Genomic DNA, 20,429 nt, shown 5'->3' on the forward strand with positions numbered 1-20,429 from the left:
GGGCGTCATGAAAATATTATTCAGGCTGATCTTATTAGATTTTCGGTTATTGGCCGGCGCAAAGTCTTTCTATATAAAACTGCTTCTGTTTCCGGTGCTGATGATTTTCATTTTAGGAACGGTTTTTCACGGCGATTCGAAAGTGAAGCCATTTCAGACCGCGTTTTATAATGCGGATCACGCGGAGAGTTCTTTGGGTGACCAATTAAAGAATGACGTGCTGAACCAAAATGATCGCATCCGTGTAAAAGATATAGGCAGTTATCAAGAAGGGAAACAGCTGGTCGAAAGCGGCAAAGTCTCCGTTTTTGTATACGTGCCGAAAGGCTTTGCAAAAGCGGCGGAACACAATGAAAAAACAAGTATCAAAGTCATCTCGGACCAACAAGGCTCTGTAAACGGAGACATTGTGGAAATGATGGCCGATTCGTTTGTCACCAGAGTAAAAGCGGAATTCAGCGAAGAAAAAGCGGTGCTGAAGCAGTCGGGACATCTGTCAAAGAGAGATGTCAGCGGCCTTTCGGGTGAACGTGGACAGGCTGTCACCATTCCGAAACAGTCCGCAGGCAATCACGCGGCTCCGATTGATGCGATGCAGTATTATTCAATCGCAATGGTCGTCATGTTCTCCATTATGACCGCGTTTGCGCTCATTCACGGGATAGTGGAAGAGAGACAGCAGCACACGTTATTCAGAATCAAATCAATGCCTGTTTTACGTATCCAATACGTGGCGGGTAAGCTTTTGGGAATCATGTTTGCCATCCTGATGCAAATGGCTGCTGTCATCATCGCAAGCAGCATCTTATATCAGGTAAAATGGGGCAATTTGTTTGAAGTATTGCTGGTGACGATCGTTTATTCATTTGCGATCGGCAGTATTGTGCTCCTTTGGGGGGTTACTGCAAAAAACCACGAGACCGTCTCAAGCATGGCGGCTCCTATTCTGTATGGCTTCAGTTTTTTAGGCGGAAGTTTTATCGCAAAAGACGGCTTGCCTGACAGTTTGAAAATCGTGCAGGAGCTGATACCGAACGGCAAAGCGATCAACAGCTATATCAGTGTCACGCAGCATGCCGGTCTGAGCGGTATTGCGGCGGATTTGGCAGAGCTTGCTGCCATCGGCGCCGTGTTTTTATGTTTGACCGTCTGGGTGTTTAAACGGAAGGAGGCTGTTTCATGATGCAGCTGTTATTCATGATCAGACATCAGCTGAAACTGATGCTGCAAAATCGGGCTGCCATCTTTGCGACGATTTCCGCTCCGCTCCTTCTCACATATTTCTTTTCCTTTTCTGCGGAAGGCAGTCAGCAGAAGGAAGTATATGTAGCTGATGAGGATCAGAGCGCCTATTCAGCGCAATTTATTATGAAAATGATTCAGACAGCCGGCCATATAAAAGTCACGAAGGTCACGGAGGACGTATTAAAAACAAAGGTTAATCATCAGGATATATCCTTTGGATTGCTGATCGGCTCTCATTTTGAAGAGACATTATTTTCCGGAGATGAATTGAACGTTTCATTTATTCAGAATGAAGAAAAGGGTGATGCTGTTTTGACAGAGCAGCTGATTGCGCAGCAGGCGGGCGCGCTGAAAAAAATAGTCCGCGATGCAAAAGTGATATCCCGTACGCTGCACACCGATGGGAAGCAGGCGGCAGCTAATCTCTTGAAGGATATTCAGGGTCATTCCGCCGTCACCGTTGACCGCCATCACGTTTATGCAGGCGGGCAGGCGGCTGACAGACTCATCGGATTTTTAGTGATGTTTATCTGGTTCGTTGCAGTCCAAAGCCTGCGATCATTTATAGATGAACAAGAAAATCATACATACGACAGATTGCTGAGCACGCCCGTTTCCTATACGGCATATGCCATCTCTAAGTTTGCGGCGGCGTATCTTTTCGGACTTCTCCATATTATCGTGATTCTCGCTGCCGGAACATTCATGCTGCACATCCGTTTTGCTGATCATGTTTTTGCTGCTGGAGCGGTGCTTGCGGCCTGCTCGTTTGCGCTGACTGCTGTAACGATGGCCGTGATACCGTTCATGAAAAGCCAAAAGCAATTCACGTCGCTTGCTTCCGTTTTTATAGCTGTCACGGGTTTATTGGGAGGGGCTTTCTTCACATTAGACACGGCTCCGGAGTACATGCGGATGCTGTCATTGTTTACCCCTGAAAAATGGGCGATCGGCGCGTTTCAAAACAATGGCGGAGACAGCATGCAGATAGTGCCGCTGAGCCTGTTTCTTGCCGCCGGTGCAGCGTCATTGGTTTTATCACTCTATTTGATAAACCGTAATATGAAAAAACACAGTTAGGAGGATGGCTGCTTTGTATATGGCAGAAATCATCGGAATCATAGAAGTGCTCGCTGGAGCCGCAATGAACGTATGGATCGGCTGGCTCGGAAAAACCTTTTTCGGTAAGGATGACAGAAGTTCAAGAGTCGTGTTAAGAATCTGCGGCATCTTTCTCATAATCAATGGCGTTTCCAGAGCGTTTCATATCTAGTTCACAAAATATTCCGGACTCTTTTATAAAATGTAATCTTTTTCCTTGGGAATCATGTAAAATAGTATAGGATTCTACGAAAAGATTAAGAGGAGGAAGAAACATGAAAAAGAGACTCGTTATGCTATTTGCCGCGGCCGCCGCTGCTTTGTTGCTTGTGAGCGGGTTGTGGGCTCCGTCAGCGTCTGCGGCGCCGGCTCCTGCTTTAACACAAATCCGTATTATCGGTGTGACGTCTGACGGTCAGAATTACCAATGGGAAAATATCGGGCCGAACCAAATCAGCGCATCAAAACCGATGAAGGGGACAACGGGTTATTTAGCCGTATATTTCCAAGGGTATCCGAACAATAACACGATTCAGGCGTTTAACAACGGAACGAATATTACAAATCTTACGTCAAAAGCGCTGGAAGATGAATATACGAAAAACGGCAATATCGTTACAGGCTATATTAAATATTACAGCGTTCCTCTTTCTTATGTCAGTTCAGGAACGTTCTCTTTCTCCGCAACGGGACTGAACGGGCCGTACACGCCGTTAAGCAGCGGATTTTTCTCCATTCAGGTACAGAGTTAAAACAGCCGCCCGGTGCTTTCATGTATAGTTTTTCTCTCTTTCCGGGAAGCTATTCCTAAAGAAAAGGGAGGGCTTACATGATGGACAGGACACTCGGATATTTGCATGAGTCGCTTTCGAACCACTTGGAGCATGATGTGTGCCGGGGGATTTATAAAAAGCTTCAGGTGAAGCATTATGCAAATGAAGGCGAGTTCGTGAAAGATCTAAATGATCTGGAAATGGATGCGCTGAATCAGGTGCTTGAAAAGGAAATCAAATATGCTGAGAACGAGCAGGATGAGAAGCGCACGATGGAATTGAATGAAGTATATGAGCTCCTGTTTTAAAAAGCCTCCCGGCGGCCGGGAGGCTTTTTTATTGTTTCGGAAACAGTTTACAGAATCATCCAACCCTTTGTATAATGGATAGTTGTGAAAAACACAGACGGAGGAGAATCATGAACGAAATAAAAAAACAGACGGTTCTTGAGTTGTCATCGGTTGAAAAAGCTTTGGTTTTTCTGGTGCCGCCATTATTAGGGCTGGTCATCGGATGGTTTCTGCCGGTCATTGCGAAGTGGGCCGTAACATTGGATTGGCTGCCTTTTCACGGGCCGCTGGAAATAATCGCTTCCTTTCACGGATGGAAGGCTGCGGCTGCAACTGCCGTTATCGGCTTAATTGGGGGAGTGTGGCTGACGCAGGCAGCTTTTAAAGAAAGTCTTGTCGCAGTCGTGACGGACAGCGAGGTGTCCTTAACCATATATAATGAAGAAAGCGTGTTTTCGAAAGACAGCATTTCCGGTGTGTTTACGGATGGGAAGTATCTTGTCTTATTAGGCACTGAAGGACAGGAGCTTTTTCGGGAGAAGCTTGAGCCGGCGGTTGAAAAAGCGGCTGATGCGTTTCGCGCGCATGGGTATGTCTGGCTGGGGACGGAAGATCCTTTTAAAGAAGAATACAAACGGTGGGTGCCGGACACGCCGGATTTGGAGCCTGGGGCAAATGCTCTTTTAAAAGCGAGAGAAAAGGCGCTGAAAGAGGAGGAAAAGGCAGATGCGAAAGAGCTGAAAGCGGAAATATCCAAACTGGGCATTACTGTGCGGGAGAAAGGATCGCGCCAATATTGGCGGATCTATAAAACGCCGTCTGCATAAAAAAGCTGCCGCCGTTTGATACGGCCGGGCAGCCCGGGAACAGATTATTTCTTCTTGTCATCATAATATTGAACCGGGTACATGGAGCCTTCGGATACCATTTTGTTGTCTTCAATATCTTCGGGATGCGGATTGCCTGCTTTGTTGACGGGGAATGATTCAATATCCTGCTTCCCGGAGAGCGATGTTTTCATATTGCGGATAAAGTTCATCACCTTTTGGCGGTTTGATTTATCTTTGAGCAGGTAGGAAGTCACTCCGACAGTCGACACGGCAAGTCCTGAAATGAGCAGTTTTTGTTTCACGATAAAAACTCCTTTCTATTTCTGGCTTGCAGTAGTTATTCCCGCTTAACGGCTGTTTAAACATCGGAAGGTTAATTTTGGCTTGCCGCTTTAATGCGATAAAGATTGACAAAACTATTTTCAGAATAATATTATAAATATATGATAGCGCTGGAGTCATATTTTAATTGAAAGGTGTTAACTTTATGAATCAATTACATCGCAGAATGGGAACGTTTGCACTCATGATGGTCGGACTTGGGTCGATGATTGGCTCCGGTTGGTTATTCGGGGCGTGGCGGGCGGCTCAGATTGCGGGACCTGCCGCAATTATTTCCTGGATTATCGGTATGATCGTAATTTTGTTTATCGCACTTTCTTACAGTGAATTGGGTTCAATGTTCCCGGAAGCCGGGGGAATGGTAAAATATACTCAATATTCTCATGGATCATTTATTGGATTTATCGCAGGATGGGCAAACTGGATTGCGATTGTTTCCGTTATTCCGGTGGAGGCGGTTGCGTCTGTTCAATATATGAGCTCATGGCCGTGGGACTGGGCAAAGTGGACAAGCAATCTCGTTCACAACGGCACACTTACGGGAGAGGGGCTCGGCTTCGCATCCGTATTGCTGATTATTTACTTTTTACTGAATTATTGGACAGTTAACTTGTTTTCAAAAGCGAATTCATTGATTACCATCTTTAAAATTATTATTCCGGGGCTGACAATCGGAGCGCTGCTGTTTACCGGTTTTCACGGCGGAAACTTCACATCCGGTTCAAGCATTGCGCCGAACGGCTGGGCGAGCGTGCTGACGGCGGTGGCCACATCAGGTATCGTATTTGCGTTTAACGGGTTTCAAAGCCCGATTAACATGGCCGGAGAAGCAAAAAATCCCGGCAAATCGATTCCGATTGCGGTTGTCGGTTCGCTGTTGGTCGCAACCGTCATTTACGTCCTATTGCAAATCGCATTTATCGGTGCGGTTGAACCTTCCATGATCGTTCACGGCTGGAGTCACCTGAACTTTAACTCTCCATTTGCCGATTTGGCGATCGCATTGAATATCAATTGGCTTGTCATTATTCTTTATGCGGATGCGTTCGTATCTCCGTCGGGAACGGGTATCACTTATACCGCTACGACGTCCCGCATGATTTACGGCATGGAAAAAAATAAATATATGCCGAGCATTTTCGGAAAGCTTCATCCGCTGTACGGCGTGCCGCGCCAAGCGATGATTTTCAACCTGATCGTATCGTTTATCTTTCTATTTTTATTCAGAGGATGGGGCGTGCTTGCTGAAATCATTTCCGTTGCGACGCTGATTTCTTATATCACGGGTCCAGTGACGGTGATGACGCTGCGGCGGACGGCGGCGGATTTGTACAGGCCTCTCCGTCTGAAAGGCCTCAGCGTGGTTGCACCGCTCGGCTTCGTGTTCGCGTCTCTCGTGCTGTATTGGGCGCGCTGGCCGTTAACAGGGCAGGTGCTGTTTATCATTTTGATCGGCCTTCCGATTTATTTCTACTACCAAGCGAAAGTGAAGTGGAAAGGATTCCGCAGAAACTTTAAAGGCGGCGTCTGGATGGTTGTCTATCTGCTCAGCATGATGGTCATTTCATGGCTCGGAAGTGAAAAATTCGGCGGTCTGAACATCATTCCGTACGGATGGGATATGGGGCTGATCGCAATCGTTGCCCTTGCCTTCTATGCGTGGGCGCTGAAGAGCGGATTCAAGACTGAGTATTTGAAAGACGCCAAAGCAATCAACGATCAATTAAAAGGCGGACAGGCGGAAGCCGCCGCCGGAAAAGAATAATGATTGATAAAAACCTTGCGGTAACGTTCCCGCAAGGTTTTTTTATCGGGCAAAAAAACATGGGTTCGGCATCATCCCCGAACCCATGCTCGCTCGATACAGGCTGACGATGATTGAGAGCAAGCCTAACGACGAAAACCAAGGCCAGTATTCTTTTTTTTCATGATTTCTCCGCCTTATCAATAACTGCCTTCCATACTAAACAATGAATGTAAAATATATGTTGGGCAACTATTAATCTTTTATGTTTCTTCTTCTCCATGCTTCATCCTTTTTCCTGTACTCTAAAGTCAAAGTTTTAGAGACAAAACAAATAATTAACCACAGAAAAAATACAGTACGTAAGTTTAGATTACAATAATTGTATAATAAATTAAAATATAGGATAATAAACAAATAGCACGAGGTAATAAGTATGAAAACGCGAAAATTTTTTGCAACGTTATGCATCGTTACTCCCTTAGTGTTTGGAAGTTTTACGAGTGTTAAGGCTGTGGACTCGTATAATTCAGAAACAGTAAACTACATATTGAAAATGAATCCGAATCTGGCGAAAAAAGAATTAATTGAATCCGTTAATGATCTAGTTAAACAAGATAATAAAACATCTAATGAAATCTTAGAGGAAATTAAAACAGAATTAAAGAAGCAAGAAAAGCTAGATAAAGAAGAAGATAAAAGTAATAGAATGAGCACAATGGGCAAGAATAGCGGGCCAAAAATTATAGGATCAAGCTCCAAAGGTAATGTTTACTATACACCTGCATCTACTTTTGGGCTTCCACATGGACATGTTGGTATGTACTATAAGGGAAATCAAATTGTCGAATCGGTTCCTAAAAAAGGTGTTCGTGCAATAGCATCCTCGAAACGTAAGGTCGAAAAAAACGCTGTAATTCAAAATGTAAAAGTTTCTAGTTCTAAAAAAAATAATTCAGTAAATTGGGGTTATAGCAGGGTTGGGAAGGATGGTTATTCATATAATTTTGCAACAAATAGAAAATCAAGTCATTATGGTGATAAAAACTGTTCAAAACTATTATGGTCAGCTTTTAAGCTGAAGGCTGGCATAGATATGGATAAGGATAAAGGACTGGGCGTCTACCCTAGAGACATCAGAGATTCCGGTTATACAAAAACTATTAAAACAATTAGATGAATTATTTTCACTCCCTAAGTTTATTTAGGGAGTCATATTATTTTAAGGAGTGAGATTATATTTGAACAAGATTAAGTGGTTAATAATAATTGCGGTCATAGTATTAATAGGTATATTTATATGTATCGGAACTTTTAAATATACTAATACAGTTTCTGATGTTAAACAAACTGAAACAGAAAAAGAAAAGAATTTCTTGAATGATAAAATTGCAGCTATATATTATTCAGCTACAATAGATTACCCTAAAGATGGGAGTTATACTGTATATATTGATGAAAAAGGAAAAGCAACAGCTGTAAAAGGAGATGCTATTGAAGTTGGAACCATTGCACAAGATGAAAAAAACATAGTTAGACAGGACAAAAAAGAAGTTTATATGATAGGCGATAACTTTAAAAAATTCCCGATGCAGCATCAAGTACATACAAGTTATGGGCAATCATCAGGCCATTTAATAAAAGAAAATATCTTTTATTTTTTGAATAATCAAGGAGTCGGTGAAAACCATTATAATAGTTTAATCAGATGGGGTAACAGCAGTGGATTTCATGAAAAAGTTATTCCGGGTTTCTATACAAGTACCGGTAATGACGGTGAATATATTTACGTGATAAATGAAGATTCTTCAATCAAAACACCGACTTTTCAGGGTATTAAAATAGATAAAGATAAAGTTACAGTTGGGAAAGGAACAACAATTCCTATATTAAATGAAGAAAATTGGAGTGTTTATTCACAGATAATAGTTAAAAAAAGCTCAGCCTTTTTTATACTATATAACCAAACGGATAAATCAAACAAAGTACAATTCAAAGTAGCAAAAATTGATTTAAAGCATAATAAGTTTAAAGGTGCATATCCTTTAGGCAGTTATCATATCCCTGATGAAATTTCTCAGCTGGCTATTCCTCTTTCCACTAATAACTTTTTTGTAAAAAATGACACTTTATATCATTTGGCAGCTAATTCAATACTTTATACTTTCGATCTGAAAAGTATGAAGCCGAAGAAAAAACTCCCATTACATAGGTCAACAAAATTTGAAAACCAAGCAAAATTCACTTATTTTGACGAGTCTGAAATTTTCTTGTTAGAAATAAGCAAGGGCGGGAAATATGTGATTAATTCTTACTCTTATAAAAACGGAAAAAAATTAAAATCTACTCCTATCAGAGGACTTGAAAAAATTATTAACAATACCCATGTTTCTGAATATGACTTTTTTATGATTAAGAAAAACAAAGAAGTATGGAGTGATTAGATATAAATGGCTAGACAGCTGAGTGAGTATACTTAAGGGGAAATTAAATTCACAAAGGAGAATAATAATGGATGAGCTAGATATTGCTTTTGGTATTTTACCACTTTCTATTATTGTCTTATCGATTATATTCACGTATATTTTCAAAAAAGTGTATATAATGCCGCTTGTCAGCATAGTTGTTTCTGTCATACTAATGTTTACTGTTTTTAATCTATCTTTCTGGGGATGGGTTGTTGTCTATGGTTTAGTATCAATAATATTATCATATATTACAAATAGTATAAGAAAGAAAATAGATAATAGAAATAAATAATTAAATCCTTTTGTTTGTAAGGTATCACAGGTAATTCACAATTACAGTGATACCTTTAATTAATATAAAGGTGAATTTAAGCTTTACTAATATGCTCCGCCCGTTACATAACCCATGATGGCGTTTGTATTATCGGGCAAAAAAACATGGGTTCGGCATTATCTCCGAACCCATGCTGGCTTTATGATTTGTATTCTTTTTTGACCTTTTGGAATATATCCGCATAGTTGGTAAACACACCGGTTACGCCCCAATTCAGCAGACGGCGCATGTCCGTCTCGCTGTTCACGGTGTAAGGGTGAAGCAGTAGGCCGTGGCTGCGTATGTTCCGGACGTTTTGAGCGTTCAGCGCTTTGTAATCCGGTCCGATTCCGACGGCATATGTTTTGATGTCCGTTAAATCTGCGTCAGTCATTGACGTCATCTGTTCCGCTTCAAGCAATTGGACGGCGGGAAGTTTCGGATCGAGCTGTTTGATTTTCAGAAGGCTGTCCCTGCTGAAAGACTGAATGATCACTTGTCCAAGTTTCGCATGCTTTCCTGCCAATTTATATTTTTTCAGTGAAGCGATCAGTTTTTCTTCCATACCCGGATATGTTTCAGGCGCCTTTGTTTCAATATAATAGTTTGCATGTCTGCCGAACCGTTTTAACACGTCATCAAGTGTGGGAACGCGAAGTCCGGCGTATTGCGGTTTTGCTTTTTCCGGATAGGCCTTATTGAACCAAGAACCGGCGTCGAGCTTTTGAATCTCGGCTAATGTATGATCCTTCACCCAGCCTTGTCCGTTTGTGGTGCGGTCCAGCTTTTCATCATGCATGACGATCAGCTTGCCGTCTTTTGTCATTTGTAAATCCAGCTCAATATAGTCAGCCTTCATTTTTTGCGCAGTTTCATAAGAAAGGATCGTGTGCTCCGGGACATACCCCGAAGCACCGCGATGGGCAATGGTTAAAATTCTGTCAGGAGACAAGAGGTTTCCTTTTCCCGCCGCCGATACAGGCGTGACGATGAATGACAATAAACCGAATGAAAGCAATACCAAAGCAAACAACTTATGTTTCCGCATGTTTTCTTCCCCCTTAAAAATCAATATCTGTCTCTAGCGTAGAAAATCGTTGTAAATGCTGTACTGCAAAAATATTAATCTTTTATGTTGTTTTCTTACACATGCTCCGCCCGCTTGCCTGTATTCCACGTCATAGCCAAGAAGACGATGGACAGCACACATGAGGAGATAAGCATGATAAAGCCGCCGTTCCAGTCAAACCGGTCTACGACATAACCCATAATGGCGTTGGCGAAAGCAGAGCCTCCGATGTAGCCGAAGAACCCGGTTAAGCCGGCTGCCGTTCCCGCCGCTTTTTTAGGCGCAAGGTCAATGGCCTGAAGTCCGATCAGCATGACAGGCCCATAGATTAAGAATCCGATGCTGATCAGCGCGATATTATCGATGAGCGGATGACCGGCAGGGTTAAGCCAGTAGACCAATACAGCGATAAATACGCCGGCCATGAACAGCACGCCGGCCGGTGCGCGGCGGCTTTTGAAAAACCGGTCGCTGATCCAGCCGCACAAAATCGTTCCCGGAATTCCCGCATATTCATAAAGGAAATAAGACCATCTGGAGTCTTCAGGAGAGAACCCTTTCGCTTCCGTCAAATAAGTCGGCGCCCAGTCAACGACACCGTACCGCACGAAATAAACAAAGACATTGGCAAATGCGATATACCACAGAAATTTATTATTCAGCACATATTTGAAAAGAATTTCTTTGGTCGTCATCTCTTTTTCCTGGTCTTTGAACGCATGTTTCGGATAGTCATTCCGGTATTCTTCAATCGGCGGAAGCCCGCAGGATTGCGGCGTGTCCCGAACGAGAAGAACAATCACAAATGAAATGACGATGGCGATAATCGCCGGAAAGAAAAATACGCTTTTCCAAGTAACAAACATGGCGATGCCGAGAGTCACGAGCGGGGCGAGAATACCTCCGCCTATGTTATGGGCGACATTCCATATCGACATTTTCGTTCCGCGTTCACTGATGGAAAACCAATGAGCCATCGTCCGTCCGCAAGGCGGCCAGCCCATCCCTTGAAACCATCCGTTAATAAACATAAAAATGAACATAATCGTCACGCTTGACGTGACCCATGGCATGGAAACAAATAAAATGTTGACGACACCTGACAAAAACAGACCTGTCGCAAGGAAATACCTCGGGTTGCAGCGGTCAGACACCATCCCCATAATAAATTTGCTGAAGCCGTAAGCGATTGATACGGCCGCAAGCACCAAGCCAAGTTCCCCTTTTGAAAACCCTTGTTCCTGAAAATAAGGAATAGCGAAGGCAAAGTTTTTGCGAAGTAAATAATACCCGGCATACCCGATGAAAATCCCCAAAAATACCTGCAGCCTGAGCCGTTTATAGGCCGCATCCGTCTTTGAATCATCCAATCTCTCAATATGCGGAGCCGGCTTGAACAATTGAAACATCATATCCTCCCCTTTGCTGAACGTCTATCATGATGTATGTATGACTCCTTTCCTTGAAAATGACAAAAAGAACCAGAAATCACCCTTATGAAAGGGCGCGGTTTCCTGGTTCTCCTCATCTCCATCCAAAAATCATTAACTTGTATATGATAGCGCTTTCTTAAATTATCACAGTCTGGCGTGAATGTAAACGCTTTAAGGAAAGTTTTCATTTTTTTGAATAAATAACCGGAGGGAATATCAGCCGGAGCGCGAAAGATTTGAGGTACTCGATTTTGTACTCAGGCATAAGATGTGTTAGGCCGAACTAAGAAAAGCGAAGGGAGTGCATCTGTTGATTGATGAATTGGATTTTGCGTTCGGTGTTCTGCCGCTTTGTATCATCATCCTGTCAGTCGCCGGAACGTACCTGTTTAAAAACGCGTTCATTATGCCGGCTGCCGCTTTGGCCGTTTGCCTTATATGCACCTTTACCATATTGAATTTCTCGTTTATCGGGTGGGCCGTCGTGTACACGCTCGTCTCTTTCGCGTTATCGCATATTACGATGGTGGTGATCAGCCAAAATAAAAAATAGGATCGGCGGCAGCCGATCCAGCTATCAAAAGCAGAGAACACATCTCTGCTTTGTTTTATTTATGAATGTGCAGGAATTCCTTGATGACCGCGGTCTGTTCTTCTTTCGGATAGCTTCTGTACAGATGGCTGGCTAAGCGGACGGGGTCACCGAAGAAGTACCGCTCATATTGTGTCTGCCTTGTTCCAAAGGGGCTCATGGTCAAATCCCATGCGAGGCGGAACACTTTTACCCGGTCTTCAGCGTTCAATTCGGCCGCCTGCAAATATTGGTCAAGGTCTCCTCTGATGTCGGAACGGAACGCTTTTTCAGTCGGCAAAGTCACCATTCCGCTTGCCCCGATCAGCTGGATGATTTCCGTGAAGCGCGGGTAGATGTCAGGGAAAATCGCGCTGACCACACGAAGCGGAGTGACACTCGGACGCATATAACCCCATTCGTCTGTTTCCGCATCATTCTCCGACTTTTCCAAAAGGGCTTTCATCGTTTCCAGACCGGTGATGATCTCAGCCATCTTAGCCTGAATATGCTGATATTCGCCTACATCTATCGCATCGACAAGCGTTTGGGCGAGGCCAAGGAGAAACTCCGTCTTTACAATTTGTCTCGTGATAACTTGATGAAATGCGAAGGCGTTAAAAGAGCTTTTCATATTAAAATCAAAAGCCGCCTCGTAATTATTGTAAAAAAATACGCGTTCCCAAGGGACCAAAACGTGATCAAATACAACGATAGAATCCATTTCTTCATATCTTGAGCTGAGCGGATAATCAAACGATGATTTTCCGAGTACGAAAGATTCCCTGCAGATAAATTTTACTCCCTTTGTATTGGAAGGAATTGAAAAAGCGAACGCTTCATCCGATTCAAAATACATCTTAGGCAGAGAAACCACGAGCACTTCATCCGTCAGGCCGCCTTGTGTGGCTAAAATCCGCGCGCCGTGTATGATGAGGCCTTTTTCATTTTTATCGACGACTTTTGCCGAGATAGGTGTCGGCGATACGTTTACGCCCATTTGTGAACGATTCACCTGAGGGGTGATAAACGTGTGCGTAAAAGAAAGATCCTGTGCGGCAGCGCGTTCGTACAGCGCTTGAACATGTTCCGGAAAACAATGATCGCGGTCTTTCAAAAGCGCGGCAGAGGAGGCGAAGCTCATCAGCACGGTATTCATATAATCCGGGCTTCGTCCCATCATTCCGTGCGTGTGCCTGGCCCAATGTTCGAACATGTTTCTTCTTCTTTTTACGTCTTCTTTCGTTTTCGGCTGCAGGTATGAAAGCCCGGCCCGTTCTTTTTTACCGGGAAGACTGTAAGTCATTTGATCTATCATGTCCGGTTTCGTTTGCAAATCATAAAGAGAGCGCTTCGTTTCCAGAAGGCCCTTAAATGCGGGATGTTCAGAAATCTGTCCCTCGATCTTTTCACCATCAAGCCAAATCTCATTTCCAAGCTGATTTAATCGGTCAATGAACATTTTGCCATTAATGATACCCATCATGTCGCCCTTCTTTCTTTGCAGATCCACTACCTCATTATATTGAAAACGAAATTGGGTGTTCCGGTTATTTCCAAAGGGGAAGAGCCTTTTTTGATAAGGGGGGTGAAGGGATTGCATCATAAAAAAAACCCCTTAAGCAGAGGGGTTTTTAACTGATCATGTCTTTGTATCGTTGTTCGAGGACAAAGTCTATCATTCCGGTGATACGGGTGTTTTCAGATTTTTGTCTGAAACGGTCAGACACTTGGATTTTCCTTGAAAACGGAAATACAGCAAAAATCCAAACAAGGCCGGCCAGGCCAAAAACCATCTGCAGAACCATTTCAATCAATTCATTAAAATGAGTGCTGAAAAAAAAGATATATAATGTGATGAAAGTGACTGTACATACGATTTTGACAGTATGTCGGAATGTGAGGGGCGGTTCAGTGAAACACATTTTCATTTGATTCAGTGTGAGCGAATCTTGTTTCATTAGATATGTAAGCAGTTCTTTGTCATTTTGACTTCGCGGAATCAAATCATTTTCTATTCTTTGAACGGTGTCCTTGTATGTCTCCATATCAATCTTCATGCGAATCCTCCTTTAAAAATAACTCCAAGAATACTCATTGAGCATTCCTGGAGCAAGGAGCTGCCTGTTCAATTATAGAAATAGTGATAAAACTGTGCTGAACAAGGCTGCAGCTCCTCCTAATTCAGGTGCTAAAACGACTAAAGCACCGATCCCTACAATAACAATAATTCCTGCGCCTGCAATAGCCATGGTATTCACGACAGAATCCCAATCCGGAGAGTACACCTCTTCGGAATCCGGCAGCCTGAAGCTCTTTTGTTTTATTTTAAATGTAATGGTAGTTGTTAGTCCAGTTGTAGCACTGTCACCGACCGGAATATCAGGTGTATAAATTTTAAATTGAATATTCAGCGATCCCGCAGACGGATTGACATACACTTCTAAATAACCGTTGCGGACTGACAAGCTCAGACTGTTAAGCAGGTTTTGATAGGAATCAATTTGTGATGCTGTAAAAGAGACTTGTGAATCTCCCATCAGACCGGTAATATAAGCTCCCGGTTTGCCGTTTGTAATGGTAACTGTGTTGGGAGAACCTTCGCTTGGCACTGTTGCCAAAAGTGAAGTAGATAAAAGAATATCCATTTCAGGTGATGTATAAATGGTTTCTGTCTTGTCGAATTCAAACATGGCATTCGCAAGATTCGATATATTTTCTAAAGCAGGAATGGTTGTTAAAATGTCCGTCAGTGTACGCAGTCTTGCATCATACACAGGATCAGAAGGCGGATGGACGCTGCTTGCACCCGAGTCTTTTCCGGAGTATCCGTCTTTGTCAATGGCGACTTTTCCCGCTCCGCTTCCGATCGTTCCTTCATAAAATTGATCAAAAGCCCAGTTTTTCGGCATCGGGTATCCGAGGTTGCCGCTGAATCCGGTCGACATGTTAGCCGTAAAGCTATATTTGGTCAGACCTGCTTCTGACGTCCGGATACAAATGTTTCTCGGTCCGTATACCCCGATTTCATATTTCGGCGCAGTTGAGAACGCCTGCATTTTCATAAAAGCTGACTTGATTTCTTGGAAGTAAGGGATGATTTTATCCGTGACTTCATAATCATACGCATCAAAATCGACGGCAAAGTAAATGGTCGTTCCTGACGGAAAACCTAATCTTCGGGCGGCTGATGCAGCGCTGTACGCATCTCTCGTTCCTTGGTCTTTTACAAAATAAGAAGATTCATAGCCGCCGTCCTGATAAATCGGAAACACGCTTAAGCCGGCATTGAAAATCGCGGAAAGTTCTTTTGACGTTAACGCTTTCGATGTCAGTCCGCTGCTCGTCCGCACATTCCCGGTCAGATATCTTCCCACGATCTTATAGCCATTCTCACGCAAAGTTTTAGCCGTATCTGCCGTCAAAATGGCAGCGGTGTCACAAGCTGAAGCAGCCCGTGTTGTGTCGCCTGAGCTTGATAATAAAGCTTTAATCGTCGGCATGTCCGCATAACCTGTCTGCGGCAGACACATAAATTCTTGGAAAGCTTTCACTGCCGATACAACTCCGACGCCGTATTTTCCGTCGAATTCACCGGGGTCAAATGATTTCCCATTACAGTAAAGCGCGTATTGCACAATCAAAACAAAGCCTGTCCGTGAATCGCCGGGAGTCAAGGTAGGACATAAGCTGGTCGTTCCGTTCCCGAAAAATCCATTGGCGACGCTTGTGCTCATGCCTTCTTCTTTTTGCAGAGCATAGATGAGAGCCTTGTTTGTATCGCGGGCATATAAGCCGTCACAAGGCATCAAGCCGATGTAGTCATTGTAATCCCGGTTCAGGTTCTGCTGGATTTGGCGGATTCTTTTGTCGCCTCCCGCTACTAACCGAAAAGCGCTCATATCCAGCAAAGCCTTCATAATGAGTGCCGTGACGATGCCGTCTTGCTTAGTAAGTCCGGCCGCTTTTTGAAACTCTTTTACAGCGCTTTCGGTATTTTCATAGAAAACGCCAGAAAATCCGCCCGGGTTAAATCCTTTACACCACAGCGCCCCTTGCAGAATGTAATTCATGTTTGTCGGCTTAGAATCGGGAGCCTGCTTTTTCAGCGGTTTAAACAATCTTTGTGTCGTCGGTCCGAAGTTATCGGCGGGTTCTGAAATACCAAGCTCAATTTGAAGCGCCCGTGTCAGACCGTAAATGGTATCCCAGCCTGTTTTTCCGTTTTCCGGCACCTTGTTGTACCCATGTCTGCCTTTGTACGTCTCATTCAGCCATTGTTGTGTTTCCAGGACCATTTCGTCCATTGCAATCCCTCCATTATGTGTAGTGTGCGTTCATTCATAGGTGGCAAACGTATGACAGTTTGTCATGGGCGCAGGAGTTTGTCCGAGGACAGCCCCATCATACAATCGCAGCACAAACGCCGAAAGAGAGGCATTGATAGGAAAAGATCTCTCTATGACAATTGATATAAAAACAGCAAAATGGATAGCGGTTTAAAGTAACATTATCACTTAATCAAAAATAACAAGAATCATAAGTAGTAGTCATATAGTCATTTTTAGGGCTGTTCATACCTCTTCCTGCAGTCAAAATGGTTAGTTGGACGGATTTATGATTAGCTATATTGTCATTAACATAAATAGGGTAAATAGTTACAGGAAGGAAGGGTTTTCTCGATGAAAAGCAAAAAGATTTTTAAGTCGCTCATCATTATTTTTACTCTTTTAATCAGCGGAATTGGTTTTATGGGTTTTTCTTCTCCGCAAAAAGCAGAGGCTAAAGACTGGCTTCATACTTATAAAAGCGGGTATTTCACTAACTATGTGATCAATACCTATCACCCTAAATTCACTAAGACGACAAAAAAGTACAGCTTGAGAGCCGTGACTTTTAAATCCAACAGTAAAGGGAAGGGCACGTATAAAATATACGTCCAAAAGCAAGTCAACGGCAAAGGTGCCTGGAAAACAATCAAAACCGCCAATGCAAAGAAAAATGGAACGACTTATTTTGAAACACCTTCGTTAAAAAAAGGAGATTCATACAGATTTAAAATGGTCAATCAAGGTTCGAAAAAACGTGTCAATTATAGTGCGAGTTGGATTGTATTCGCTTCATAATTTTGATTTTCAGCTTATAATGTTTTAGCTGCCGCAGCTGCGGCAGCTTTTTATTTTCTCCCTCAACCGCCAGGAGGGCCCCACCTGTCTCTTCGGGCGTACGTTTGTATTCACCGCATCATTCTGGATTATGCGGAAAGGTACATCGCTTCAATGAAAAGCCAATCCCGGGTCCTTTTGATTCGTTTGAAAATGTTCTGATATAAAAAAGGCGTGCCGCGGTGTAAAATGGCTATATTGATAAAAATGGAGGTTGAGATGGATCAAGATTATATGACTGAGCTTGTCTCAGTCCAGCTGAAGAAAATCCGGTCGGAGAGAGGCTACACACAGGAGAAAATGGCGGATGTGATCGGCCTTTCTAAAAAGTCGCTGGTGCAGATTGAGAAAGGGCGGGCGCTTGCGGAATGGCCGCACGTTGTGGCGGTTTGCGCGCTTTTCAGATCAAGTGAAACACTGCAATCTGTATTAGGAGATGATCCGCTGGAGGTCATTGAAACGGTTGCTCACCGCACAATTGACAGGCCGAAGGGGAAGACGATGGGCGGCAAGGTGTGGTGGAAAGCCATCGAGAAAAAAGGCGAGTTCCGCTTGCAGCAGCATTTGATTTCCCACCATTACCGCATCCTTGATTCTTATGATGATCTGTGGTTCAGCAGTTTTGAAAAGGCAGAGGCTTTGGAGCGGCTTGATGAGCTGTTTTTGGAGGCGGAAGAAGCGAAGCGCTGACGCACCTCCGGTTGATGTATTTTCTGACAAGTGAGAAAATATATATAAATTCCAGCCAAAGGAGAGATTCGAATGAAGCCTGAAGATATCGTGCGAAGCGGCCCGAATCAGTACATATGCAAGGAAGGAATCGCAAAAGAACTTCCGGGGCTGCTGGAGACATTCAGAAAACCCGTTATTGTGACCGGAATCAAATCTTATCAGGCGTTCTCCGATTACGGCGGCGGTTCTTCCTGGGATGTGATTCAGCACAAAGGATACTGTTCACCTGAGGCGGTGCGTAAGGTCTGTGAGCAGGCGGAAGACGCGGATGTGATCATCGGTATCGGAGGCGGCACGATTTTGGATTTGGCAAAAGCGGCGGCAGACCGGCTTGATATTGAGGCTGTGATGGTTCCTTCCATTGCGGGGACGTGTGCGGCAAGTACGCCGTTGAGTGTCATATATGATGAGAGCGGCAATTTTATCAGAGTTGATTATCACAAGCGTTCAAGCTATTTGACGCTTGTTGATCCGCTGTTTTTGCTTTCCTCTCCCATTGAATATATGAAAAGCGGGATCGGTGATACGCTGGCGAAATGGTATGAGGCCGAGGCGGTCATCAGAAATACGGAGGAGGCGCCGCCGCTGATGGCGCAGGCGGGGCTGAGACAGGCGGAATATATCCGTCATCTGTTATTGCGTTACAGTGAAGCCGCCGTCGTAAGCATGGAGAAAGGCGAGCTGTCCGTGCCGTTCATCCATACGGCGGAAACGATCATTATGCTTGCGGGAACGGTCGGCGGGTATGGCGGCCGTTTGTGCAGGATGGCAGGGGCGCATGCGGTCCACAACGGCCTCAGTTTTCTTCAGGAGACACATCAGGTGCTGCACGGCCAGAAGGTTGCTTACGGCATATTGGTGCAGCTCGCGCTTGAGAATCGGAGACATGAGATTGAAGAGCTGCTTCCGTTTTACCGCCGGCTCGGTTTCCCCGTCAGTCTCTGTGATCTCGGCATCCTTGACAACCATGAGGAAGCAAAGCGCCGCATCGCTTCTCACGCCTGCCGGGCGGAAGAATCGTTATGCTTAATGGGGCAATATTGCGAGAAGGACGTGTCAGCGGCGATTGAATCGCTCGAATCAGCACAAAAGACAGGGTAGAGCTTGTAATCTGTCTTGTCTTTATTTTTTGAATATTTCCGTTATAATGAGTGGGGTATAGAAAGGGAGGGGCCAAAGGACATGTATCAGGCGAAGAAGATGTTGTTATTAGGATCAGGCGAGCTGGGGAAAGAAGTCGTCATTGAAGCGCAGCGGCTCGGGGTTGTCACTGTAGCCGTTGACAGCTATGAGCATGCTCCCGCCATGCAGGCCGCGCACAAAAGCTATGTGATTGATATGCTTGATAAAGCGCAGGTCAGAGAAGTCATTGAGAAAGAAAAACCGGACCTGATCGTGCCGGAAGTGGAAGCCATTGCGACGGATGAGCTGCTGAAGCTTGAGGAAGAAGGGTTTCACGTCATTCCGAATGCGCGTGCGGCAAAGCTGACGATGGACCGTGAAGGCATCAGACGGCTTGCGGCAGAGACGCTTCATCTTCCGACTGCCGGCTATGAATTCGCGAATACATATGAAGAATTTAAAGAAGCGGCAGAAACAATCGGCTTTCCGTGCGTGGTAAAGCCGCTGATGAGCTCTTCCGGAAAAGGGCAAAGCGTGTGCCGCTCGGCTTCCGGGCTGAAAAGCTGCTGGGACATGGCAATGGAAGGCGGCCGGGTGAAAAACGGCCGGGTCATCGTTGAGGAATTCATTCCATTTGAGTCAGAAATCACTCTTTTGACAGTGCGCGCGGCGAACGGTACGTCCTTTTGCGCGCCGATCGGACATGAACAAAAAGACGGTGACTATATTGAATCATGGCAGCCTCATCATATGACGGAACAGCAGATTGAAGAGGCGAAACACATTGCGAAAAGCATAACGGATGAGCTCGGCGGATACGGTTTGTTCGGGGTGGAGCTTTTCCTTACTGAAGATAAAGTATATTTCAGCGAGGTGTCTCCCCGTCCGCATGATACGGGGCTCGTTACGCTTGTGACGCAAAATTTGTCAGAGTTTGCGCTGCATGTCCGCGCGATATTGGGATTCCCGATTCCGGAAATCACTCAGCTGTCGCCGGGGGCAAGCCGTCCGCTGAAGGCGCCAAAAGAGCTTGCTGATTATGCGGTTGAAGGTTTGGAGAAAGCTTTGGCGGTAAAAAGCACTCAGGTCCGCGTATTCGGTAAACCCGTCACGAAAGTCGGACGCCGTATGGCGGTTGCGCTTTCTGCAGCCGAGACCGTTGAAGAGGCCAGAGAAAGAGCGGCCGAAGCACTCAGTCATTTATCAATTACATAAAATGATCTTAAAAGGC

21 protein-coding genes are annotated in these 20,429 nt (G+C 44.5%); 15 read left to right on the forward strand and 6 right to left on the reverse strand.

Annotated elements, in window-relative coordinates; genetic code table 11:
- Window positions 1-7: 7 nt before the first annotated feature.
- The 6 genes from VP472_RS01235 (at window position 8) to VP472_RS01260 (ending at window position 4,236) form a co-directional block, all read left to right on the forward strand.
- Window positions 8-1,183, forward strand: coding sequence for an ABC transporter permease (locus tag VP472_RS01235; protein ID WP_146276031.1), 1,176 nt, complete (start codon window positions 8-10; stop codon window positions 1,181-1,183).
- Window positions 1,180-2,325, forward strand: coding sequence for an ABC transporter permease (locus tag VP472_RS01240; protein ID WP_146276033.1), 1,146 nt, complete (start codon window positions 1,180-1,182; stop codon window positions 2,323-2,325). Before VP472_RS01235 ends, VP472_RS01240 begins: the two co-directional genes overlap by 4 nt.
- A gap of 13 nt (window positions 2,326-2,338) precedes the next feature.
- Window positions 2,339-2,518, forward strand: a complete 180-nt coding sequence (locus tag VP472_RS01245) for a hypothetical protein (RefSeq protein ID WP_003156739.1) — start codon at window positions 2,339-2,341, stop codon at window positions 2,516-2,518.
- Between the two features lie 103 nt (window positions 2,519-2,621).
- Window positions 2,622-3,098, forward strand: a complete 477-nt coding sequence (locus VP472_RS01250) for a DUF4879 domain-containing protein (protein WP_014304250.1) — start codon at window positions 2,622-2,624, stop codon at window positions 3,096-3,098.
- Window positions 3,099-3,178: 80 nt separating this feature from the next.
- A complete protein-coding gene (locus VP472_RS01255; RefSeq protein ID WP_146277436.1) occupies window positions 3,179-3,427 on the forward strand; it encodes a sigma-G-dependent sporulation-specific acid-soluble spore protein CsgA in 249 nt (82 codons plus the stop codon).
- A gap of 110 nt (window positions 3,428-3,537) precedes the next feature.
- Window positions 3,538-4,236: a YqeB family protein gene (locus VP472_RS01260; protein ID WP_063174898.1), complete on the forward strand. Its 699-nt coding sequence runs from the start codon at window positions 3,538-3,540 to the stop codon at window positions 4,234-4,236.
- A gap of 44 nt (window positions 4,237-4,280) precedes the next feature.
- Here VP472_RS01260 and VP472_RS01265 read toward each other — a convergent pair whose 3' ends face one another.
- Window positions 4,281-4,541: a hypothetical protein gene (locus VP472_RS01265; protein ID WP_003156732.1), complete on the reverse strand. Its 261-nt coding sequence runs from the start codon at window positions 4,539-4,541 to the stop codon at window positions 4,281-4,283.
- Window positions 4,542-4,726: 185 nt separating this feature from the next.
- Here VP472_RS01265 and VP472_RS01270 point away from each other — a divergent pair, with 185 nt between their 5' ends.
- The 4 genes from VP472_RS01270 (at window position 4,727) to VP472_RS01285 (ending at window position 9,085) form a co-directional block, all read left to right on the forward strand.
- Window positions 4,727-6,346: a glutamate/serine transporter AimA gene (locus VP472_RS01270; protein WP_063174899.1), complete on the forward strand. Its 1,620-nt coding sequence runs from the start codon at window positions 4,727-4,729 to the stop codon at window positions 6,344-6,346.
- A 415-nt stretch (window positions 6,347-6,761) separates the two neighbouring features.
- Window positions 6,762-7,505 carry a hypothetical protein gene (locus VP472_RS01275; RefSeq protein ID WP_070081304.1) on the forward strand — a complete coding sequence of 248 codons (744 nt, stop codon included), beginning with the start codon at window positions 6,762-6,764 and terminating at the stop codon, window positions 7,503-7,505.
- Window positions 7,506-7,566: 61 nt separating this feature from the next.
- A complete protein-coding gene (locus tag VP472_RS01280; protein ID WP_063174900.1) occupies window positions 7,567-8,769 on the forward strand; it encodes a hypothetical protein in 1,203 nt (400 codons plus the stop codon).
- 67 nt (window positions 8,770-8,836) lie between these two features.
- Window positions 8,837-9,085, forward strand: coding sequence for a DUF2651 family protein (locus tag VP472_RS01285; protein WP_077721735.1), 249 nt, complete (start codon window positions 8,837-8,839; stop codon window positions 9,083-9,085).
- A 181-nt stretch (window positions 9,086-9,266) separates the two neighbouring features.
- Here VP472_RS01285 and VP472_RS01290 read toward each other — a convergent pair whose 3' ends face one another.
- Both VP472_RS01290 and glpT read right to left on the reverse strand, forming a co-directional pair.
- Complete coding sequence (locus tag VP472_RS01290; protein ID WP_063174902.1) at window positions 9,267-10,154, reverse strand: glycerophosphodiester phosphodiesterase; 888 nt, start codon at window positions 10,152-10,154, stop codon at window positions 9,267-9,269.
- A 95-nt stretch (window positions 10,155-10,249) separates the two neighbouring features.
- Complete coding sequence (gene glpT, locus VP472_RS01295; RefSeq protein ID WP_003156725.1) at window positions 10,250-11,584, reverse strand: glycerol-3-phosphate transporter; 1,335 nt, start codon at window positions 11,582-11,584, stop codon at window positions 10,250-10,252.
- Between the two features lie 334 nt (window positions 11,585-11,918).
- On the opposite strand from glpT, the gene VP472_RS01300 reads away from it, so the two are divergent.
- On the forward strand, window positions 11,919-12,161 hold the full coding sequence (locus VP472_RS01300; RefSeq protein WP_003156724.1) for a DUF2651 family protein: 243 nt from the start codon (window positions 11,919-11,921) through the stop codon (window positions 12,159-12,161).
- A 55-nt stretch (window positions 12,162-12,216) separates the two neighbouring features.
- Here VP472_RS01300 and hpaB read toward each other — a convergent pair whose 3' ends face one another.
- From hpaB to VP472_RS01315, 3 genes are all read right to left on the reverse strand, one after another.
- The gene (gene hpaB, locus VP472_RS01305) at window positions 12,217-13,662 is read right to left on the reverse strand and encodes a 4-hydroxyphenylacetate 3-monooxygenase, oxygenase component (protein ID WP_146276035.1); all 1,446 of its coding nucleotides are present in this window, start codon (window positions 13,660-13,662) and stop codon (window positions 12,217-12,219) included.
- 151 nt (window positions 13,663-13,813) lie between these two features.
- Window positions 13,814-14,239, reverse strand: a complete 426-nt coding sequence (locus VP472_RS01310) for a hypothetical protein (protein ID WP_101562654.1) — start codon at window positions 14,237-14,239, stop codon at window positions 13,814-13,816.
- Window positions 14,240-14,311: 72 nt separating this feature from the next.
- The gene (locus VP472_RS01315) at window positions 14,312-16,486 is read right to left on the reverse strand and encodes a glycoside hydrolase domain-containing protein (protein WP_063174905.1); all 2,175 of its coding nucleotides are present in this window, start codon (window positions 16,484-16,486) and stop codon (window positions 14,312-14,314) included.
- Between the two features lie 375 nt (window positions 16,487-16,861).
- On the opposite strand from VP472_RS01315, the gene VP472_RS01320 reads away from it, so the two are divergent.
- From VP472_RS01320 to purT, 4 genes are all read left to right on the forward strand, one after another.
- Window positions 16,862-17,305 (forward strand): hypothetical protein, encoded by a 444-nt coding sequence (locus VP472_RS01320; RefSeq protein ID WP_017419322.1) that lies wholly within the window; start codon window positions 16,862-16,864, stop codon window positions 17,303-17,305.
- A 258-nt stretch (window positions 17,306-17,563) separates the two neighbouring features.
- On the forward strand, window positions 17,564-18,034 hold the full coding sequence (locus tag VP472_RS01325; RefSeq protein WP_003156718.1) for a helix-turn-helix transcriptional regulator: 471 nt from the start codon (window positions 17,564-17,566) through the stop codon (window positions 18,032-18,034).
- 72 nt (window positions 18,035-18,106) lie between these two features.
- A complete protein-coding gene (locus VP472_RS01330; protein ID WP_094247279.1) occupies window positions 18,107-19,177 on the forward strand; it encodes an iron-containing alcohol dehydrogenase family protein in 1,071 nt (356 codons plus the stop codon).
- 81 nt (window positions 19,178-19,258) lie between these two features.
- Window positions 19,259-20,413: a phosphoribosylglycinamide formyltransferase 2 gene (purT, locus tag VP472_RS01335; RefSeq protein WP_070081308.1), complete on the forward strand. Its 1,155-nt coding sequence runs from the start codon at window positions 19,259-19,261 to the stop codon at window positions 20,411-20,413.
- Window positions 20,414-20,429: the final 16 nt, after the last annotated feature.

The sequence above is a fragment of the Bacillus sp. MT(2024) genome (assembly GCF_036362845.1).
In the GTDB taxonomy this organism is placed as follows: domain Bacteria; phylum Bacillota; class Bacilli; order Bacillales; family Bacillaceae; genus Bacillus; species Bacillus velezensis.

Coding starts and splice junctions, on each gene's coding strand:
- VP472_RS01255 (WP_146277436.1), top strand. CDS start 3,179: ATGGACAGGACACTCGGATATTTGCATGAGTCGCTTTCGAACCACTTG.
- VP472_RS01275 (WP_070081304.1), top strand. CDS start 6,762: ATGAAAACGCGAAAATTTTTTGCAACGTTATGCATCGTTACTCCCTTA.
- VP472_RS01290 (WP_063174902.1), bottom strand. CDS start 10,154: ATGCGGAAACATAAGTTGTTTGCTTTGGTATTGCTTTCATTCGGTTTA.
- VP472_RS01320 (WP_017419322.1), top strand. CDS start 16,862: ATGAAAAGCAAAAAGATTTTTAAGTCGCTCATCATTATTTTTACTCTT.
- VP472_RS01260 (WP_063174898.1), top strand. CDS start 3,538: ATGAACGAAATAAAAAAACAGACGGTTCTTGAGTTGTCATCGGTTGAA.
- hpaB (WP_146276035.1), bottom strand. CDS start 13,662: ATGGGTATCATTAATGGCAAAATGTTCATTGACCGATTAAATCAGCTT.
- VP472_RS01310 (WP_101562654.1), bottom strand. CDS start 14,239: ATGAAGATTGATATGGAGACATACAAGGACACCGTTCAAAGAATAGAA.
- VP472_RS01325 (WP_003156718.1), top strand. CDS start 17,564: ATGGATCAAGATTATATGACTGAGCTTGTCTCAGTCCAGCTGAAGAAA.
- VP472_RS01285 (WP_077721735.1), top strand. CDS start 8,837: ATGGATGAGCTAGATATTGCTTTTGGTATTTTACCACTTTCTATTATT.
- purT (WP_070081308.1), top strand. CDS start 19,259: ATGTATCAGGCGAAGAAGATGTTGTTATTAGGATCAGGCGAGCTGGGG.
- VP472_RS01315 (WP_063174905.1), bottom strand. CDS start 16,486: ATGGACGAAATGGTCCTGGAAACACAACAATGGCTGAATGAGACGTAC.
- VP472_RS01270 (WP_063174899.1), top strand. CDS start 4,727: ATGAATCAATTACATCGCAGAATGGGAACGTTTGCACTCATGATGGTC.
- VP472_RS01330 (WP_094247279.1), top strand. CDS start 18,107: ATGAAGCCTGAAGATATCGTGCGAAGCGGCCCGAATCAGTACATATGC.
- VP472_RS01235 (WP_146276031.1), top strand. CDS start 8: ATGAAAATATTATTCAGGCTGATCTTATTAGATTTTCGGTTATTGGCC.
- VP472_RS01240 (WP_146276033.1), top strand. CDS start 1,180: ATGATGCAGCTGTTATTCATGATCAGACATCAGCTGAAACTGATGCTG.
- glpT (WP_003156725.1), bottom strand. CDS start 11,584: ATGTTTCAATTGTTCAAGCCGGCTCCGCATATTGAGAGATTGGATGAT.
- VP472_RS01250 (WP_014304250.1), top strand. CDS start 2,622: ATGAAAAAGAGACTCGTTATGCTATTTGCCGCGGCCGCCGCTGCTTTG.